This is a genomic window from Ohtaekwangia sp., from assembly GCF_036786105.1.
Classification (GTDB): domain Bacteria; phylum Bacteroidota; class Bacteroidia; order Cytophagales; family Cyclobacteriaceae; genus Ohtaekwangia.
Genome location: NZ_DAIQRQ010000005.1, coordinates 1 through 19,909, shown reverse-complemented (window position 1 = coordinate 19,909; position 19,909 = coordinate 1). Strand labels below are relative to the sequence as shown.

16 protein-coding genes are annotated in these 19,909 nt (G+C 45.4%); 15 read left to right on the top strand and 1 reads right to left on the bottom strand.

Annotated elements, in window-relative coordinates; genetic code table 11:
- The first annotated feature begins 13 nt into the window (after nucleotides 1-13).
- From V7Q33_RS03925 to V7Q33_RS03860, 14 genes are all read left to right on the top strand, one after another.
- A complete protein-coding gene (locus tag V7Q33_RS03925) occupies nucleotides 14-3,196 on the top strand; it encodes an efflux RND transporter permease subunit (RefSeq protein ID WP_333818966.1) in 3,183 nt (1,060 codons plus the stop codon).
- A gap of 30 nt (nucleotides 3,197-3,226) precedes the next feature.
- A complete protein-coding gene (locus V7Q33_RS03920; RefSeq protein ID WP_331976077.1) occupies nucleotides 3,227-3,643 on the top strand; it encodes a hypothetical protein in 417 nt (138 codons plus the stop codon).
- 140 nt (nucleotides 3,644-3,783) lie between these two features.
- Entirely contained in the window at nucleotides 3,784-4,863 is a 1,080-nt protein-coding gene (locus V7Q33_RS03915) for an adenylate/guanylate cyclase domain-containing protein (protein ID WP_331976079.1), read from the top strand.
- A 223-nt stretch (nucleotides 4,864-5,086) separates the two neighbouring features.
- Nucleotides 5,087-6,142 carry a sensor histidine kinase gene (locus V7Q33_RS03910; RefSeq protein WP_333818965.1) on the top strand — a complete coding sequence of 352 codons (1,056 nt, stop codon included), beginning with the start codon at nucleotides 5,087-5,089 and terminating at the stop codon, nucleotides 6,140-6,142.
- Nucleotides 6,139-6,834 (top strand): LytR/AlgR family response regulator transcription factor, encoded by a 696-nt coding sequence (locus tag V7Q33_RS03905; RefSeq protein WP_333818964.1) that lies wholly within the window; start codon nucleotides 6,139-6,141, stop codon nucleotides 6,832-6,834. The genes V7Q33_RS03910 and V7Q33_RS03905 overlap by 4 nt, the downstream gene beginning before the upstream one ends.
- A gap of 109 nt (nucleotides 6,835-6,943) precedes the next feature.
- Nucleotides 6,944-8,284 carry a sigma-54-dependent transcriptional regulator gene (locus V7Q33_RS03900; RefSeq protein WP_333818963.1) on the top strand — a complete coding sequence of 447 codons (1,341 nt, stop codon included), beginning with the start codon at nucleotides 6,944-6,946 and terminating at the stop codon, nucleotides 8,282-8,284.
- A 165-nt stretch (nucleotides 8,285-8,449) separates the two neighbouring features.
- Nucleotides 8,450-8,803, top strand: coding sequence for a DUF7674 family protein (locus V7Q33_RS03895; protein WP_331976087.1), 354 nt, complete (start codon nucleotides 8,450-8,452; stop codon nucleotides 8,801-8,803).
- Nucleotides 8,804-8,922: 119 nt separating this feature from the next.
- Nucleotides 8,923-9,000 (top strand): K(+)-transporting ATPase subunit F, encoded by a 78-nt coding sequence (gene kdpF, locus V7Q33_RS03890; protein ID WP_331976120.1) that lies wholly within the window; start codon nucleotides 8,923-8,925, stop codon nucleotides 8,998-9,000.
- Nucleotides 9,001-9,003: 3 nt separating this feature from the next.
- On the top strand, nucleotides 9,004-10,701 hold the full coding sequence (kdpA, locus tag V7Q33_RS03885) for a potassium-transporting ATPase subunit KdpA (RefSeq protein ID WP_333818962.1): 1,698 nt from the start codon (nucleotides 9,004-9,006) through the stop codon (nucleotides 10,699-10,701).
- Nucleotides 10,702-10,736: 35 nt separating this feature from the next.
- Complete coding sequence (gene kdpB, locus V7Q33_RS03880; RefSeq protein WP_333818961.1) at nucleotides 10,737-12,803, top strand: potassium-transporting ATPase subunit KdpB; 2,067 nt, start codon at nucleotides 10,737-10,739, stop codon at nucleotides 12,801-12,803.
- A gap of 57 nt (nucleotides 12,804-12,860) precedes the next feature.
- Entirely contained in the window at nucleotides 12,861-13,421 is a 561-nt protein-coding gene (locus tag V7Q33_RS03875) for a K(+)-transporting ATPase subunit C (RefSeq protein ID WP_333818960.1), read from the top strand.
- A gap of 88 nt (nucleotides 13,422-13,509) precedes the next feature.
- Nucleotides 13,510-14,592, top strand: coding sequence for a porin (locus V7Q33_RS03870; protein ID WP_333818959.1), 1,083 nt, complete (start codon nucleotides 13,510-13,512; stop codon nucleotides 14,590-14,592).
- Nucleotides 14,593-14,596: 4 nt separating this feature from the next.
- Complete coding sequence (locus tag V7Q33_RS03865; RefSeq protein WP_333819036.1) at nucleotides 14,597-15,727, top strand: sensor protein KdpD; 1,131 nt, start codon at nucleotides 14,597-14,599, stop codon at nucleotides 15,725-15,727.
- Nucleotides 15,724-17,427 carry a sensor histidine kinase gene (locus V7Q33_RS03860; protein WP_333818958.1) on the top strand — a complete coding sequence of 568 codons (1,704 nt, stop codon included), beginning with the start codon at nucleotides 15,724-15,726 and terminating at the stop codon, nucleotides 17,425-17,427. Before V7Q33_RS03865 ends, V7Q33_RS03860 begins: the two co-directional genes overlap by 4 nt.
- A gap of 190 nt (nucleotides 17,428-17,617) precedes the next feature.
- On the opposite strand, the gene V7Q33_RS03855 is transcribed toward V7Q33_RS03860, so the two are convergent.
- Complete coding sequence (locus V7Q33_RS03855) at nucleotides 17,618-18,232, bottom strand: YceI family protein (protein ID WP_331976099.1); 615 nt, start codon at nucleotides 18,230-18,232, stop codon at nucleotides 17,618-17,620.
- Between the two features lie 390 nt (nucleotides 18,233-18,622).
- Here V7Q33_RS03855 and V7Q33_RS03850 point away from each other — a divergent pair, with 390 nt between their 5' ends.
- On the top strand, nucleotides 18,623-19,849 hold the full coding sequence (locus V7Q33_RS03850) for a sterol desaturase family protein (RefSeq protein WP_333818957.1): 1,227 nt from the start codon (nucleotides 18,623-18,625) through the stop codon (nucleotides 19,847-19,849).
- The last annotated feature ends 60 nt before the right edge of the window (nucleotides 19,850-19,909 follow it).

Genomic DNA, 19,909 nt, shown 5'->3' with positions numbered 1-19,909 from the left:
AAGAAACAACACCATGTCATTAACAGAAATTGCCGTTAAAAGACCTTCGCTCATCATCGTAATATTTTCGGTGCTGATGCTGGGCGGACTGTTCTGCTATACGAAGCTCAACTATGAGCTTATGCCAGACTTCGATATTCCTACGCTGGTGATCTCCACACCGTATCCCGGTGCAGCTCCCGTTGATGTAGAACAATCGGTAACCAAAAAAATTGAAGATGTAGTAGCCGGTATGGACCGTGTGAAAAGTATACTGTCGCAATCGTACGAAGGTGTATCGGTGATCTCGGTAGAATTTGCCGTGGGCACTGATATGGACGACAAGCAGCAGGAAGCACAGCGCAAGATCAACAATATACTTTCCGATCTGCCGGACGATGCGGAAACACCTTCCATTTCCAAAGTATCGCCCAGCGATCGCCCGATCATGCAGTTGACAACGGTTGGAAAAATGGGCACCAAAGAATTTTATGACCTGGTAGATGATGAAATTCTTCCGCAACTTCAGCAGATACAAGGTATAGGTGAAACACAGCTGCTCGGTGGCCAGGAACGTGAGATCCAGGTGCGTGTAAACAAAGACAAACTTTTATACTACGGTATATCTTTGTCGCAGGTAACGCAAGCCATCAACAATGCAAACCTTGATTTCCCAACAGGTAAAGTAAAGAATGCATCGGAACAAATGACGGTGCGCCTCGCCGGTAAGTTTTCTTCTATCGAACAGATCCGCGCATTGAATATCACCACAGCTTCCAATGGCAGCACGATTCGCGTGCAGGATGTAGCCGATATTGAAGATGGCGTGAAAGAACAAAAATCATTGAATCGCTTCAACGGTCAGGATGGTATCGGTATCACCATTAAAAAACAAAGTGATGCCAACGCCGTTGAGATCAGCAGGCAGGTAAAAGAAAAAATAGCAGCACTCGAAAAGAAATATGCTGCACAGGATCTGAAGATCATTATTGCTGACGATACTTCTGACTTTACACTGGAATCTGCCGATGCCGTAACACACGATCTCGTGATTGCCGTAGTATTGGTGGCTGCCGTAATGCTTCTCTTCCTGCACAGCATGCGCGATTCACTCATTGTATTGGTGGCTATACCTGCATCTTTACTCTCTACATTTATCGCGATGTTCCTCTTTGGGTATTCGCTGAACCTGATGACACTGCTCGCCATGTCGCTCGTAATTGGTATTCTCGTAGACGATTCGATCGTGGTGCTGGAAAATATACACCGCCACCTGCACATGGGTAAAGATAAAGTACGTGCAGCACTCGAAGGCCGCAGTGAGATCGGTTTCTCCGCCATTGCCATCACCATGGTAGACGTCGTGGTGTTCGCTCCTATAGCGTTGATCAACACAACGATTGGAGAAATACTTCGCCAGTACTCCATTACCATTGTGGTATCAACACTCATGAGCTTGTTTGTTTGCTTTACACTTACACCATGGCTCGCATCGCGCTTTGGCCGCGTAACACACCTCAATCCTTCCAACTGGTTCCACAAACCGTTAATCTGGTTTGAGTCGCTCATTACATCGCTTACCAATGCCTATACACGTCAGTTACAATGGACGCTGCGCCACAAGCTCATTACAACACTCGCTGTAGTAGCAGCCTTTGTAGCAACAGGCTTCGTGATGAGCATGGGTATATTAGGACAAGAGATGGTTGCTGCCGGTGACCGCGGTAAATTCTCCATCGATCTGGAGTATGACAAGAGTACACCGCTCGCTGAAAACAATCTTGTTACACGCGAGATTGAAAATTACCTGCTTGCACAGCCTGAAGTGTCTACTGTATTTGCCAACGTAGGCGGTGCGAGCGCTGCAGGTTTCGCTTCGGTTGCCAATGTAGGAAGTGAGAACAAAGCATACCTTACTGTAGGTCTTGTAGACCGGGAGCAACGCGACTTTACTTCTGAACAGTATATGCTGCGCGTTCGCAAAGTAATTGAAGATAAATATCCGGGCGTTGAAGTAAATACATCGGTGATTGGTATAACGAGTTCGGATGAACCTATACAGATTGCCCTGAACAGTGAAGACCGCAAAGCGTTGATGGAATCTGCAGCCAAAGTTGAAAACCTGATTCGCAATATGCCCGGTGCCAACGATGTGAGCGTAAGTGTGGAAGATGGTAATCCGGAACTTACCGTAGATATAGACCGCGAGAAGATGGCGCAATTGGGATTGAACATCTTCACTGTAGGCGGCACGTTGCAAAACGCTTATACCGGTAACACCGATGCCAAGCTGCAGGCGGGCTCAAATGAATATGACATCAATGTACAGCTTGATGAATTTGACAGAAGTAATCCTGCCGATGTCGAGAAGATCACGTTTGTAAACAACACCGGGAGCCTGATACCGCTTACACAATTTGCCACGATCAAACAAAGCAGCGGCCCCTCCATGCTGGAGCGTAAGAACAGAAGAACATCTGTTACTATAAAAAGCAATGTGCTGGGTATAACATCTGGTACGCTTGCCAACAATATTAACGAAGCACTGAAGAAAGATCCGCTGCCTTCTTCTGTAGAGTTGAAATGGACCGGTGATATTGAACGTCAGGCTGACTCCTTCTCTGCACTCGGCATGGCACTCGGTGCGGCTATACTCCTGGTATACCTGGTCATGGTAGCACTGTACGACAGCTTTGTGTATCCATTCGTAGTATTGTTCTCCATACCGGTTGCGCTGATTGGAGCATTCATCGCACTGAATCTCGCCATGAGCAGTATGAGCATCTTTACCATGCTTGGTATCATTATGTTGCTCGGGCTGGTGTTAAAGAATGGTATTCTGCTGGTAGACTTTGCCAACCATAAGAAGGAAGAAGGCTATACCACCTACAATGCACTCATTGCTGCCGGTGCCGCACGCCTCCGCCCGATATTGATGACTACCATCGCCATGGTGATTGGTATGTTGCCCATTGCATTGGCAAAAGGTGCCGGTGCCGAATGGAAAAATGGTCTTGCCATTGTAATGATCGGTGGTCTGTTGTCGTCCCTCATACTTACCATCTTCGTAGTACCGATGGTATACTATATGGTAGATCGCCTCAAAGCAAAGTGGGACAACCGCCAGGCGAAGAAAAAGAACGCTACTGAGCTGCTGCACGAGGAAGCTGAAAATGTACTGGAGAACTCATCCTCCTATAGAGAAGCCCTTAACTAACTATATACCCAAAACAAAAACTGTATGTATATGAACGCCAAACTTGTTTTTGAACATGCACATTGCGTGGTGGCGCAACTTAATGATCATACGATATCCGTAAAGCTTAACGGGTTTCTGAAAGCTGAGCACCTGCTCGATATATCGCGGTTCATAGAAACATTCATAAAGAAACATTCCATCACCGCCATGATGGTAAATCAAACCGAGTTGAAAGTATTGTCCAAAGATGTACTGGAGCAAATGACAAAGATTGTGCATGCTACCGCTCAAAATGGTATACAGAAGATAGCCATCGTAGACGCGGAAGATATTTTTGCAAAGGCATCGCTTGGCAAACTTCAAAAAGAAGCACCGTTCGATGTGTCTGTAACGCACGCACACTTCCTGCACGAGCGCGGTGCGCTGGAGTGGCTTCACATAGCTGAATCCAATTCAGTGGCATAACAATATTGATTAATGTAAGAGGAGTCCGGACCACGTGGCTCAGGGGTGCGTTACAAGTCTGCGATTCCTCCCATTAATCTCTCGCTATTCATAAAATTCCTTGCCCTATATTTACCCGTAATCTTTACAGAATTTTTAGTATGAAAATTTCTACTCAGGCATCCGAGCGCATCCTGCTCATCGTGGTATATATAGCTGGCCTTGTGTTTTTCCGCTATCTTATGTTGCTCGGCACAAGCAATGAAGCCTGGGTAGAAAAGCTACCAGCGCCCATTATCAACCTGGCCATTGCTATTGTCGGCACTGTTGTAGGTGCTGGCATGGCCTTCATCGAGTTCAGAATATTTCCGCGAATGGTAAATCTGCCCACCGTCTTGTTCATAGGGCTTAGATTTTTTATTATTATCACGGTAGTTACTGTAGGCATTGCCCTCGTGCATCAGTTCTTCTTCGTTATATACTTTGATCAGTCATTGGGCAGGGCTTATATAGAGACACTGGACTTTCTAAAGACTGGAATCTTCTGGTCGCTGTTTCTATACCTGATGCTCTTCAGCATCGTATTGAACGTACTGAAAGTTGTGCACCATCACATCGGCCCCAATACTTTCATAAATTATCTTACCGGCAAATACAGGATTCCAAAAGAAGAAGACCGCATATTTCTATTCATTGATCTCAAATCGTCTACCACCATTGCCGAGCAGCTGGGACATGTAAAGTATAGCCGCTTTCTCAACACGTGTTTTAATGACCTCACCGAGGTTATGAAGTTCTATCAGGCAGAAATTTACCAGTTTGTAGGCGATGAAGCTGTGCTTACCTGGAAGACAAGCGAAGGCAGAAGAAATCTGCAGTGCATTAAACTGTTCTTCGCTTTTAAGCAACGTCTTATCCAGAACCAACAACTATATATGGATAAGTTTGGCATCGTCCCTGAATTCAAGGCATCCATCCACACAGGATTTGTATCTGTAGCAGAAACCCAGGGACAAAGACGCGAGCTGGTATATCATGGTGATGTATTGAATACCTGTGCACGTATTCTTGAATTATGCAGTCGTTTTAAGAAAGAGCTTCTGCTTTCGTCTTCGGTTGCAGTCTGGATCGATGATACATCCGGTTACACAACGCATCATCTGGACGAAATCAAACTCCGTGGCAAAGGCGAATACACATCCGTTTTCGAAATATTGCAGGCTGTGGGGGTACCGCATTAATTCACAGCAGTACCGCGCCAGCCATCCTTCTTCACCGGAAGAATTTAAGCAAACGCTTCCATTCCCGCCAACTACCAACTTCGACACAAAAGCACCTATTGTCGCAATTATTTCGAAATACTATCTTACCACAACTATGTTTGAGGCGGATATCGGTTTATATCCTCAATCACTTCCATCATGATCCAGCTACATTGTAATACTTGTAATAAACAATTCTGCCATGACCAGCCCTAAAAAGTACCTGGTGTGGCATATTGCTGGGGCAATACTCTTTCTTGCCTTGCCGATTTTTCTCTTCCCGCATCCACCAGAGGAAAAAGATTTCATTTTCTCACCTCCTACGCAGCGCGATTTCATCGGCAACGTAATCATGCTGCTCCTCTTTTACCTCAACTTCTTCGTATTCATTCCCCGATTATATTTCAAAAAGAAATATATACTGTATGCCGGTTGTATCGTAGCGGGGTTTCTGATCATTACATTGCTTCCATCTTTTCTAACGGGGCATAATCCGTTTGTCAAGCCCCTGGCATTTGCTATACCACCCACGCAGGGCGTTCAACACAATGTGCCCAAGCCGGAAGGATTTACCTTTATCGAAGAGATCAGGCACCATATATTTCTATATGTATCCGTTATACTTTTCTCTGTATTGTTAAGAGTACGAAACCGGTTATACAAAACTGAGCTGGCCCGCAACTATGCGGAGATTGTATCGCTCAAAACACAGATCAACCCGCATTTCCTGTTCAACACACTCAACAATATATATGCTACCGCGGTACGTGAAAAATCTCCGACCACAGCCAGCACAATACTCAAGCTGTCGGGGCTCATGCGGTATGTAGTGACCGAGACCAGCAACGGTTTTGTTTCACTCGAAAAAGAGATCAGCTATATCAACGACTACATCGAGCTTCAACGCATCCGGCTGGATAAACGTGTGCAGCTTTCCTATTCTGTAACCGGCATCATTGGTGAACAACAACTATCCCCCCTATTGCTGATACCCTTTATTGAAAATGCCTTCAAGCATGGTGTAAATCCGGATGAAGAATCGTCTATCAATATTCTGATCACCATCAGCGATAAAAAACTGAAGCTAACGGTAGAGAACAACAAGGTAAAAGTGGCGCAAGATCCGCACACCAAAAGCGGACACGGCATAGAAAACACAAAAGCACGCCTGCAACTTTTGTATCCTGGAAAGCACTTCTTAATTTTAAGTGAAGATGAGAATCATTTTCGTGTTCAGCTAACCCTAGACCTGACATGATCACTGCTATAGCGATAGACGATGAACCGCTTCCGCTGGAGATACTGGAAAGTTACTGCAGCAACATTCCCTTTCTTACGCTGGAGAAAACATTTACACAAACCAGCGAAGCCAGGAAATATTTGCAGAAGCACCCGGTAAATCTGTTGTTTCTGGATATACACATGCCGGCTATATCGGGTATAGATTTTTATAAAGGTATAGAGCAGGATACCATGGTGATCTTTACCACCGCACACAGTCAGTATGCAATTGATGGATTTAATCTTAGTGCAGTAGATTACCTGCTCAAGCCCTATTCATTCGAGCGATTTGAAACGGCCGTTAACAAGGCAAACGACTATTATAATTTTCTGAATCAAAAGGAAGAGAAGGAACCCAAACATCTTTTTATACGGGCAGAATATAGCCTGGTAAAGATTGCGTTGACTGATATATTTTACATTGAAGGACTGGCCGATTACCTGAAAATACATTTGCTGAACGGCAAAACCATCCTCACCCGCATGACAATGAAAACGATGCTGTCCAAGCTCTCACCAAAAGAGTTTATCCGTGTGCACCGGTCTTTCATCATTCCGTTCAGCCTCATTACCCGTGTACGCAACAAGATCATTATCCTTCGAAACCAGGAAATTCCCATCGGCGCTTCGTTTGAAGATGCTTTCTTTGAAGCCTTCGGCAATCGTTAATTTATGGGTATATACGTTTGACCGGTAAAGGGCGCACGCTGCCATCATTAAATCTTTTGTATTGTAAGCCGGAAAGTGCTTTACTTTGTGCAGCATAAAACCTGTTCATGTGAGCAACGTCAACATTCTTATACTGGATGATGAAGAGAATCTTCGAAAGTTACTATCGCGTGTTGTAGAACTGGAGGGCTACCCGGTATACCAGGCGGCCACCATTCAGGAAGCATTGAAAGTACTGGCGCGGGAAACCATTCACATTGTAATCTCGGATGTAAAGTTACCCGATGGAAACGGTGTAGACTTTACCGCGAAAATCAAACAGTTATTTCCTGCTACGGAAATCATAGTACTCACCGCCTATGGCACGATTGAAGATGGCGTAAAAGCAATCAAGAACGGGGCATTCGATTATGTTACCAAGGGCGAACATCAGGAGAAGATACTTCCGTTGCTAAGCAAGGCATCGGAAAAAGCATTGCTTCAGCATAAGGTATATAGTCTTGAATCGAAACTGCAGGAACGATTCGGGTTTGTAAATATACAGGGCCGCAACAAACAATTACAACAAAGTATTGAGCTGGCGCGAAAAGTAGCACCCACCGATACAACGGTGCTCTTACTGGGCGAGACGGGAACCGGTAAAGAAGTGTTTGCACAGGCTATACATTATGAGAGTAACCGCAAGGCAAAATCATTTGTTGCCGTTAACTGCGGTGCCTTCCCGAAAGACTTATTGGAGAGTGAATTGTTTGGCCATGCAGAAGGTGCATTTACCGGAGCCACCAAATCAAAAAAAGGTTATCTCGAAGAAGCACACGAAGGCACATTGTTCCTGGATGAGATCGGGGAAATGAATATTGATCTGCAAGCCAAGCTTCTTCGCGTGTTAGAGACGGGAGAATTTTACCACGTAGGCGAAAGTAAAGCCAGACGCGTGCAGGTACGATTTATAGCAGCTACCAACCGACAGCTTGAAAAAGAATCAGAAGAAGGTCGTTTCCGGAAAGACCTCTTCTATCGCTTGTCTGTATTTACCATACAACTTCCACCGTTGCGTGAGCGACAGGATGATATAGAAACCCTGGCCAATCATTTCATTCGCCAATTCTCACAAAAGACGAATAAACCTGTAGCTACCATGTCGCCTGCATTTCTGAAATCATTACAGGCCCATGCGTGGAAAGGAAATATACGTGAGCTGAAGAATGTGATTGAGCGTTGCATCATTCTCAACGACCAGCCTGTACTCGGGGCCGATATACTTCCCTATGATTTTAACCTGCATGATGATGGCCTGGCAGAAGGTAACTTTGATCTGGCTTCTGCTGAAAAAAAACATATTCAGAAAGTACTGGCCTATACCAAAGGAAATAAAACACAGACAGCAAAATTATTGGGCATCGGACTCACTACGCTGTATCAAAAAATTAAAGACTATCATCTTTCATAACAGCACAAGACCAACCTTTAATACGGTATTGCCGCTTTCCATTTCTGCAAGACCCTTCGGAATCCGAAGGGTCTTTTGTTTATGACTTTTTCCAATGGCCTGATAATAACCGCTTTCCATAAAGGGCACAACGATTGCCAACACCGTGGCAAATCATAAAATAAAATGATTATCAACGAACGAATTGCCCTGGTAATGCTGGAAGGCGAAATATCCGAGGGTGAGGGCGACCCTCACTACACCAAAAGGTTCTACAACGCCATTCAATCTTTCGCCAACGCTTCGCTGCTTTTGTGTGAACAGAAGCACTACCAGAAACTGCAACGCTACCTGCAGGTGGCACACAAACTTTTTAAAGAAGGTAACGACACCGTAAAGAACGGTATCGCCAATGTATACCTCTATACATTGGCGCATAACCTCGAGCGCCACAACAATCCTGAACGATGGATCGAGTCCTTCATGCCTGCAGAACTGCGCCTCGAATATACACGACAGCACAACGCCAGTGCGCCTTGATATAACTTCCAAAACTTGAACACTATATCTATGATGACTTTCATTTTAATCGCCTCCACACTGCTGTGCTTCGGTCTGTTTTTCAAGGCAATTGATTACTTCGAGAAAATATAACCTATATGATCGCACTGTTCATTTTATCCCTGCTGGTATTTATATACCTGTGCTACGTACTCGTTAAACCCGAAAAATTCTAATGTATGAATCCTGAAATTATCAGCGTCATCTTCATAGTCGTGCTAACCATAATCATGGCTATTCCGCTGGGAAAATATATTGCCAGGGTATATGCCGGCGAGAAAACTATGCTCGATCCTGTATTCAACCCGATCGAAAAACTATTCTACCGCATCAGCCGCATCGATGCAACACAGGAGATGACCTGGAAGGAACACCTGGTTGCTTTGCTCGTTATCAACATCGTGTGGTTCATGTATGGTATGCTGATCCTGCTGAACCAGGGCTGGTTGCCGTTGAACCCGGATGGCAACCCTTCGATGACTGCTGACCTGGCGTTTAATACCGTAATCAGTTTTGTTTCCAACACCAACCTGCAACATTATTCCGGTGAATCAGGCGTTTCCTATTTAGGGCAGCTCACGTTGATGCTCTATCAGTTTATAAGTGCCGGTGTCGGTATGGCTATGGCAGCTGTATTGTTCAATGCACTCCGCGAACGGACTACTGACAAACTCGGTAATTTTTACGATTACTTTATAAAGTCGTGCACACGCATTCTGTTGCCTATATCTCTTATTGTAGCCATTATCCTTGTATTCAATGGCACGCCCATGACGTTCGAAGGGAAAGATACCATTACTTCGCTGCAAGGTGATACTGTGCAAGTGTCACGCGGGCCCGCTGCCGGTATGATCGCCATTAAGCAGGTAGGTACTAACGGTGGTGGTTTCTACGGCGCGAACTCTGCCCATCCGCTGGAGAATCCGAATTTCTTTACCAACATCGTAGAGACTATATCTATACCGCTTGTCTCCATCGCATTGGTATTTGCGCTCGGCTATTATCTGAAACGCAAAAAGCTTGCGTGGATGATCTTCGGTGTTATGACGGCCGGCTTCCTGCTGTTCCTCATCCCAACGATATACTTTGAAATGCACGGCAGTACAGCTATAACGCGGCTAGGGATTGATCAATCGCTGGGCAGCATGGAAGGTAAAGAAGTGCGCTTCGGTAGTGCAGCCTCTGCCTTGTGGGCCATTGTTACCACCTGTACATCCAATGGTTCTGTAAATGCCATGCACGATAGTCTCACACCCATGTCCGGTATGTTTACCATGCTGGGTATGCAGATCAATGCTTTCTATGGCGGTAAAGGTGTGGGGTTACTCAACTTCTACATCTTCGTAATCATAGCTGTTTTCATTTCCGGATTGATGGTGGGTCGTACACCTGAATTTCTCGGCAAGAAGATTGAAGTGCGCGAAATGAAAATAGCCATGCTTGTGTTCCTGTTGCATCCCCTGTTGATACTCGCCGGAACAGCACTGTCGTCTTATATACTATACCTGCATCCCGATTATGGCTGGCTGAACAACCCCGGCTATCATGGTTTTTCAGAGATGCTCTATGAGTATACATCATCGTCAGCCAACAACGGCAGTGGCTTTGAAGGTCTGGGTGACAACACACCGTGGTGGAATATATCGTGCGGTATCATTATGCTGCTGGCCCGCTTTATACCGATTATCGGCCCGATTGCCATTGCCGGTATACTGGCCAACAAGAAATATATACCGGAGAGCTCCGGTACACTGAAAGCAGATACCGGTACATTCGGTGTAATGATCTTCGCAGTGATCGCGATTCTCGTAGCGCTGTCGTTCTTTACGGCGCTGGCGCTCGGCCCGATCGCAGAATACTTCAGCATGCCCGGATAATTTGATCTATCTATAGTCTATAAATATTTTCAATTATGTCTGCAAGAGAAAGAAAGACACCCCTGTTTCAACAGGCGCTGATACATGAAGCTCTGAAACAGTCGATCATAAAACTCAACCCCCGAATACTGTTCAGGAACCCGGTTATGTTTACCGTGGAGCTTGGCACCATGGTGATGCTGCTGGTATGCATCTGGGTAGCGATGGGAGAAAAAACACAGGGCAGCTTTGCCTATAATTTTACCGTATTCCTGGTGCTGTTGCTCACAGTACTGTTCGCTAATTTTGCTGAGGCGATTGCAGAAGCGCGTGGTAAAGCACAGGCCGATTCACTGCGCAAAACACGCGAAGAAACACCTGCGAAAGTTATTGCCGACAATGGCGTGATAACTACCGTTGCATCGAGCAAGTTGAGAAAAGGTGATATGTTTGTTTGCCAGGCTGGCGACATCATACCAGCCGATGGCGAGATCATTGAAGGTATAGCGACCATCGACGAAAGTGCCATCACCGGTGAATCGGCTCCGGTAATACGCGAAGCCGGTGGCGATAAGTCTTCGGTTACGGGTGGTACAAAAGTATTATCCGATCGCATCAAGGTAATGGTTACTTCCAAACCTGGCGAAAGTTTTCTTGACAAGATGATTGCACTGGTGGAAAATGCTTCGCGCCAGAAAACACCAAATGAAACCGCGCTTACTATATTACTCGCTGGCTTTACGCTGATCTTTATCATTGTATGCGTTACGCTGCAGCCCTTCTCGCTTTATGCAAATACACCAGTCACAATCGCGGCGTTCATTGCTTTGTTCGTTTGCCTGATACCCACTACCATTGGGGGCTTACTGTCAGCAATAGGTATAGCGGGAATGGATCGCGCGCTGCGTGCCAACGTGATCACTAAATCCGGTAAAGCAGTTGAAACGGCCGGAGACCTTGACACTATATTGCTGGACAAAACTGGTACTATTACTATCGGTAACCGCAAAGCAACCAACTTCTATCCTGCCCCAGGTATATCAGACGATGATCTGATCGAATGCGCAACCATCGCATCCCTGGCCGATGAAACTCCGGAAGGTAAATCGATCGTTGAGCTGGCAGCAACAAAAGGATATAAACATCCGGCTACCCTTGGAAGCGCTGCCGATCTTACGTTGGGCTTGCCACAATCGCGCATCGTACGTTTCTCTGCTGAAACCCGTACATCCGGTATAGATTTCGAAGACCGTAGCATTCGCAAAGGTGCCTACGATGCAATACGCAAACTGGTGGAAAGAGCAGGCAACGCGTTTCCGGGCGAAACAAAAAGTATAGTTGAACATATTTCTTCCAATGGCGGAACGCCGCTGGTAGTAGCACAAAACAATTGCGTGATCGGTGCTATCGAACTGCAAGACATTATCAAACCCGGTATACGTGAACGTTTCGAGCGATTGCGTAAAATGGGTGTAAAAACGGTAATGGTAACAGGCGATAATCCGCTTACTGCAAAATATATAGCACAGAAAGCCGGTGTAGATGATTTTATAGCAGAAGCCAAACCGGAAGATAAGATGGAGTATATACGCAAGGAACAAGGCAGTGGTAAATTAGTAGCCATGATGGGCGATGGTACCAACGATGCACCTGCACTGGCACAAGCCGATGTTGGTGTGGCCATGAACAGTGGTACAGCCGCAGCCAAGGAAGCCGGCAACATGGTTGACCTTGATAACGACCCGACCAAACTGATTGAAGTTGTGGAGATCGGTAAACAATTGCTGATGACGCGCGGTACACTCACAACCTTCAGCATCGCGAACGATGTGGCTAAATATTTCGCTATTGTACCGGCGTTGTTCATCACCTCTATACCTGCACTGCAAAGCCTCAACATCATGAACCTGGCGAGCCCGCAGAGCGCTATACTTTCGGCAGTGATCTTCAACGCGATCATCATTCCGCTGCTGATACCATTGGCCTTGCGTGGTGTAGCTTACAAACCCATCGGTGCTGCCGCGTTGTTGCGCAGAAACCTGCTGGTATACGGATTGGGGGGCATTGTAGTACCCTTCATCGGCATTAAACTTATTGATATTGTAGTAGCAGCGCTTATCTAAAATCATCACAGCCGAAGAAGATATATATTTCCTCCGGCCGATTAAAAAAATTGAATTATGAAAAATCACATTTTGTCCGCCTTCCTGTTAACGCTTTGCTGCATTGTATTTTTCTACGTGATCTATACCGCAGTGGTGTGGAGCATAGCGCAGCTCGCACCCAATCATGGCAAAGGAGAAATTATAGCCTACCAAAACAGTACATCGCACTATGGATTTGCCAACGTTGGGCAATCTTTCACAAACGATAAATATTTCTGGTCAAGACCTTCGGCAGTAAACTATAATGCCGCTGGTTCTGCCGGAAGTAACAAGGGTCCTTCCAACCCGGACTACCTGGCGCAAGTGCAGGCACGCATCGATACATTCCTGGTTCACAATCCAACTGTTTCAAAAGAACATATCCCGGCTGAACTGGTAACAGCTTCCGGCAGTGGCCTCGATCCGCACCTTTCGCCACAAGCGGCCAACATACAAATAGCCCGCATTGCAAAGGTCCGCCATATACATGAAAAGGTATTGGCCGAACTGGTTGAAACCCACACGGAATCACCGCTGCTTGGCCCCTCATATATAAATGTACTAAAATTGAACATCGCACTTGACCAGCTCAAATAAACCATTCACCTTGCCAGTGGAGAAGTAAATTTTCTTCTTACCAAGCAATTTCCATTGGCAATAAACAGCTTGCTCTATAACCCAAAACATGAAATACTTTAGTCTATCGATTGCTATATTTTCTTTGTCGTTTCCGCTGTTTGCGCAGGAAGCAGGCGATAAGCCTTCTCCCCTTACTATCAGCGGCTACCTGGAAACATACTATATCTACGACTTTAATAAACCTGCCGATAATACACGTCCATCATTTATATATTCATTCAATCGTCACAACGAAGTAAACCTCAACCTCGGCATGATCAGGGCATCCTACACTACTGAAAAGGTGCGTGCCAACCTGGGGTTGATGGCCGGTACATACCCGAACGCTAACCTGGCATCGGAACCGGGCGTACTGAAAAATATATATGAAGCCAACACAGGCGTTAAGTTATCAGCCAATAAAAATCTCTGGATCGATGCGGGTATATTTAGCGCGCACATTGGCTTTGAAAGTGCCATTGGTAAAGATTGCTGGAACCTTACCCGAAGTATACTGGCCGATAACACACCGTATTATGAAGCCGGTGCCAAACTCTCCTATACAACCGATAATGGTAAATGGTTTTTGTCGGCACTTGTACTGAATGGCTGGCAGCGCATGCAGCGTGTACGTGGCAATTCGCTGCCATCATTCGGCACACAGATAACGTTCAAACCATCGTCAGCAATAACCCTGAACAGCAGCAGCTTTATCGGAACAGATAAACCCGATAGCGCACGGCAGATGCGTTACTTTCACAACTTCTACGGTATATTTCAAGTAACAGAAAAATTCGCAATCACTGCTGGCTTCGATTATGGTATAGAACAGAAAGCGCCCGAAGCAAGCCACTATAACAGCTGGTATTCTCCCGTGCTGATCGCCCGGTATACCATCACAGCGAAAGTAACCGCGGCGCTGCGCGGTGAATATTACAATGACAAATCGGGCGTGATCATCCACACGGCAACGCCTCACGGATTCAGAACAACCGGTGTTTCATTCAATATGGATTACCTGATCGTCGATAATGTTTTGTGGCGCACCGAAATACGGAACTTTACCGGTAAAGATGCGACCTTTGTAAAAGATAACCGTGCCGTGAAAACCGATACGTTTGTCGGCACCTCACTCGCCATTAGCTTTTAATGCCATGCAGGAACAGGAGAAAGAAAAGTCCGTTGAGCATTTCCTGAATCTTATCCGTAAGTCAAAACGCGGTAAGTTCAAGGTATACATCGGCATGAGCGCAGGTGTTGGTAAAACCTATCGCATGCTGCAGGAAGCGCACAGTCTCCTGAAGAATGGCGTAGATGTACGCATCGGTTATATCGAAACGCATAATCGCAAAGAAACCGAAGCTCTCACGCCAGGGCTTCCGTTTGTGGAGCGCAAAAAAGTTTTTTACAAAGGAAAGGAACTGGAAGAGATGGACTTGCAGGCTGTGCTAAACCTGCATCCGGAAGTAGTGGTGGTAGATGAACTGGCGCACACCAATATACCGGGCGGTAAAAATGAAAAGCGCTGGCAGGACGTGATCGATATACTGGAAGCAGGCATCAACGTGATCAGCGCTCTCAACATACAGCACATCGAAAGCATCAATGAAAATGTGCGCACCATTACCGGTATAGAAGTGAGCGAACGTGTGCCCGACCGCGTATTGCAGATGGCAGATGAAGTAGTAAATATAGACCTCACCGCCGATGAACTGATTGCACGCCTGAAGGAAGGTAAAATATACCACCCTGACAAAGTGGAAATTGCGCTACGCAATTTCTTTCAGCCGGAAAAAATTCTTCAGCTTCGCGAACTGGCATTAAAGGAAGTTGCGTCACAGGTAGAGCGAAAAGTTGATACGGAGGTAACGATCGATACAAGACTTCGGCACGAACGCTTTCTGGCTTGCATCAGCACCAACCCGGAAGTAGCCCGCATGATCATTCGCAAAACGGCCCGCCTCGCCAGCTACTACAACTCGAAATGGTATGTTCTTTATGTGCAGACTCCGCGTGAAGATGCCAATCGCATCAAGCTCTCGGTACAGCGCCACCTCATCAACAACTTTAAACTGGCCACTGAGCTTGGTGCTGAAGTATTGCAGGTGAAAAGTAAAAATGTACCGGCCACGATGGTTAAAGTAGCGGAAGAAAAACAGATCACTACTGTATGTATCGGTAAGCCACATTTCCATCTGTGGCAACTGATTCTGAAAACAAATACCTTTAACCAGCTTCTGAACAAACTTTCGCATTCGGATGCCGACCTGATTATTCTGTCATGAGAATTAAAACAAAAGTAGCGCTCGGAGTAGTATTTCTGTTTACAGCGATCCTGGCCATCGGTGGTATAGGACTCTATTATTTGCACGAGCTATCGAGCGATACGCAGAATATTATCCGGAATAATTATGAAACGCTGCAATATACCAAGCGCATCCTCGAAGCATCGAACCACGATATACTCGCCATTGCCGATACAATAGAGGCGAACCTCATCCGCCAGGAAGCCAACATTACCGAGCCGGGCGAACGCGAGCTTACCATTAAACTGCGCACCGCATTTGAAAACTATAAGAAAGGTAATCGTGACAGTACTATACTTGCAGACCTCCGTGCCACCGCACTCTCGATACAAGAAGTAAATCTGAAAGCCATTATCCGCAAGAATGATGTAGCACAGGAGACCGCTTCACGTGCATCCACGTATGTGGTAATCATTCTCTCCGTGTTTGCTATACTGGCTTTTACATTCATCGTAAATTTTCCCGGATATGTAGCAAACCCGATCATCCAGCTTACCACAAGTATAAAATCGATCGCGAATAAAAATTATGAAGAGCGCCTGCATTTCGACCGCAAGGATGAGTTTGAAGAACTCGCACAGGCATTCAACCAGATGGCCGAAAAGCTGGATGAATATGAACACAGTAATCTATCGCGGGTGATCTTTGAAAAGAAACGCATTGAAACCATCATTAACCGCATGAGCGATCCGGTGATTGGCCTTGACGAACGCAAGAAGATTGTATTCGCCAATGACCAGGCGCTTACGTTTTTAAACGTTACCAAAGATCAACTCGTAGGCCGCTACGCTCCGGATGTAGCCGTAGAAAATGATCTGTTACGCACATTGATTCGCGAGGGAAATTCCAAAGAAGAAAGCAACCTGGTAAAGGTAGTGCTGTCAGGTAAAGAAAATTACTTCTCGCGCGAGAACATCACCATCCAATATACACCTACCGGTGAGAAAAATATAGCGATGATCGGACAGGTATTGCTGCTGCGCAATGTTACGCCGTTTAAGGAACTTGATCTGGCGAAAACAAATTTCATTGCAACCGTTTCGCACGAATTGAAAACACCCATTGCTTCGCTGCAGATGTGCACCAAACTTTTACACGACAAGCGCGTGGGTGAACTTAACACAGAACAAGACAGCATCGTGAAAACGATGAACGATGAAGTAACGCGGCTCTCCAAAATAACGCATGAGCTGTTGGATCTTGCACAGGTGGAAACCGGTAATATACGATTGAATATACAGCTTACCGATCCGAAAGACATTATCCAATATGCGCGCGAGGCTGTAAAATTTCAGGCAGAGCGCAAGCATGTAGCCATTGAAATACTGATTGAGCAAAATATACCGTCCATCCAGGCGGATGTTGATAAAACTACATGGGTATTGGTAAATCTCTTAACCAATGCTATTCGCTATAGCCCGGAGAATGGACGTATTGTGTTGCAATGTCACCGGCAGGCAGGTGTCGTACAATTCTCCGTGCAAGACTTCGGGCCGGGTATAGATGCCAGGTTTGTAGGACGATTATTTGAAAAATTTTTCCAGGTGCCGGGCACCCCGTCAGGCACCGGATTGGGATTGTCTATCTCCAGGGAATTTATCGAGTCGCAAGGCGGAAAGATCAGTGTAGAGAGCGATGAAGGAAAAGGCTCCGTTTTCTCTTTTACTTTACCGGTATAATTTCGCACAGATTAAATACAATTATTTCCCACAGAAATCGCAGAATAACACAGAATATATACCAATACTCTGCCCTTACACTTGCAGTTACTTATCTGTGTAATTCTGTGAATTCTGTGGGAAACAATTTTGAAAATAAAAAAGGGACGTCTCCGCCCCTCTTTAGTCTACCAAACCAAATCAAAAAAAATTATACGCCTGCCTGGAGATTGGCTACCAGATCAAGATCCAGTTCAAAATCATTAGCGATAGCTTTGTCACCGAGATTGTCAAAGAAGCTGGCTGAACCATAGCGGATATCATATTTCGTGCGATCCACTACAATCTTTGCCTTCGCTGTCAACTTCTTGCCATCGTGTTTGATGGTTGCAGGAAATTCAATATCGTTCGTAATACCTTTAATGGTAAGTTTACCTTTCACGGTATATTCATCGCCAGCTTTTGGTGTTACTGAAGATATAGTAAATGTAGCTTTGGGAAATTTCGCTACATTGAAGAAATCTTCATTCTTCAGGTGTCCCACCAGTTTGGCATTTCCGCCGGCATCTTTAATATCCGTTACGGTCAATGCTGTGAGATCGATCTCGAACGATCCCTGCTTTACAACTTTACCTTCTGCAGTAAGTTCGCCGGATGAAACGGTTACATGACCGGTATGCTGGCCAGTAACTTTCTTGCCTGTCCATACCAATGTGCTGGCTTTCGGATCAACTTTGAATTTTACAGGAGCGGGTTTTGTGAACGACAACAGTGTCACAACCAACAGGGCGAGCAGTGTTGCACGCAGCAAGTTTACATTTTTCATGTGGATAAATTTAGGTCAATGGTTAATATTAATATGTTTTTCAGGCAGCTGCAAAATATACAGGACGATCTTCCTGTTTATTATACAGACGACCTTTCAGGCCGATCAAATATACATGGTGGAAAATACGGACGATAGATCGTTAACAAATCTTTAACACTTGCAACGATGGATGCCTATCGTAACATCCTTGCCTATACAGGTACGTTTTGTTTTATTGCTTCCTTCCATCTCCGCAAGAATCTGCTGTAAAAGTATAAACAATCTTTAAAAATTCAAACTCTATAGATTTTATAGACTAAAGTTTTTTATTTTTGCTCTGTACGGATTTATCACTCACCCACCAGGAGGACATGATTCGTTGATCTGAAAATAATTTCTGATACCATCATGGACCATAAACTCAATTTTGTAGCGTTTATTATTCCCGCATTCTTTCTTTTCCTGGGGCTGGAGTATGCCATCGCCCGCAAGCGTGGCAAAAGCAAGCTCTTTACGTACGAAAATTCCATCGCCAACATTTCTGTAGGTATAGCAGAGCGACTGCTGAACCTGCTCATTACCGGAAGTTTTTACGGGTTGTTCTATTATATATATGAGCATTATGCTTTGTTCATCATACCCAACCGATGGCCGGTGTGGATAGCGCTGTTGCTGGCCACTGATTTTATATGGTACTGGTATCACCGGTTGGGCCATGAGATCAACGTGATGTGGGGTGCACACATTGTGCATCATCACAGCGAGGAATTTAATTATACAGTATCAGCACGCATCACCACGCTGCAGGCCATTATCCGCAACCTGTTCTGGTGTATACTGCCTTTCCTGGGCTTTCATCCTGCCATGGTCATTGCCATACTGGTAGTACACGGCACGTACTCGTTCTTTACCCATACACAACTGATCGGCAAACTGGGCTGGCTGGAATATATACTCATCACGCCCTCCCATCATCGCGTACACCATGCCTCCAATGAAAAATACCTGAACAAAAATTATGGCGATATCTTTATCTTCTGGGATAAACTGTTCGGCACCTTTCAAAAAGAAGAAGATGAGCCAGTATATGGTCTTACCCATCCATTAAAAAGTCATAGCTTCCTGTGGCAGCATTTTCATTATTACTTCGAGCTGGCAGAAGCCTGCCGCAGAAGTGGAAGCCTTTTAAAATCGTTGAAGATTATTTTCGGAAGGCCCGAAGATCTCGACCAGACAATTCGTGAAGACCTGGAGCGCTCGCTGCTACCGGCCAGGCGAAATTTCCGGTCTACATTTAGGTTCAAAGTATATCTGAACCTACAACTGCTGGCCTGTGCATTGGGTTTATTCTCCTTTACATTGTATTTCTTCGAACTGAATGCCATCGAAAGTGCATTCATCATCGCTCTGATCCTCATTACGCTGATAAACTGCGGTGCCTTGCTGGAACAACAGGAGTGGATCTATTTCCTGGAAATCGCGCGATTGCTGATCGCCTGTGCCTATATCAGTTACCTCGGTGAGAGTTTTGGATTTTTCTGTGTAAGCATCATTGGTGTATTGATCATAGCAACTATAAATGCATTCGAGAAAATGTATTTCCGCTTTGTGTACGATACGGAGTATGACGAGTAAAGCGGTAGACGCTACCGTTATAGTTAATCGTCACACGTTATTAGTTATCTGTGCTATTCC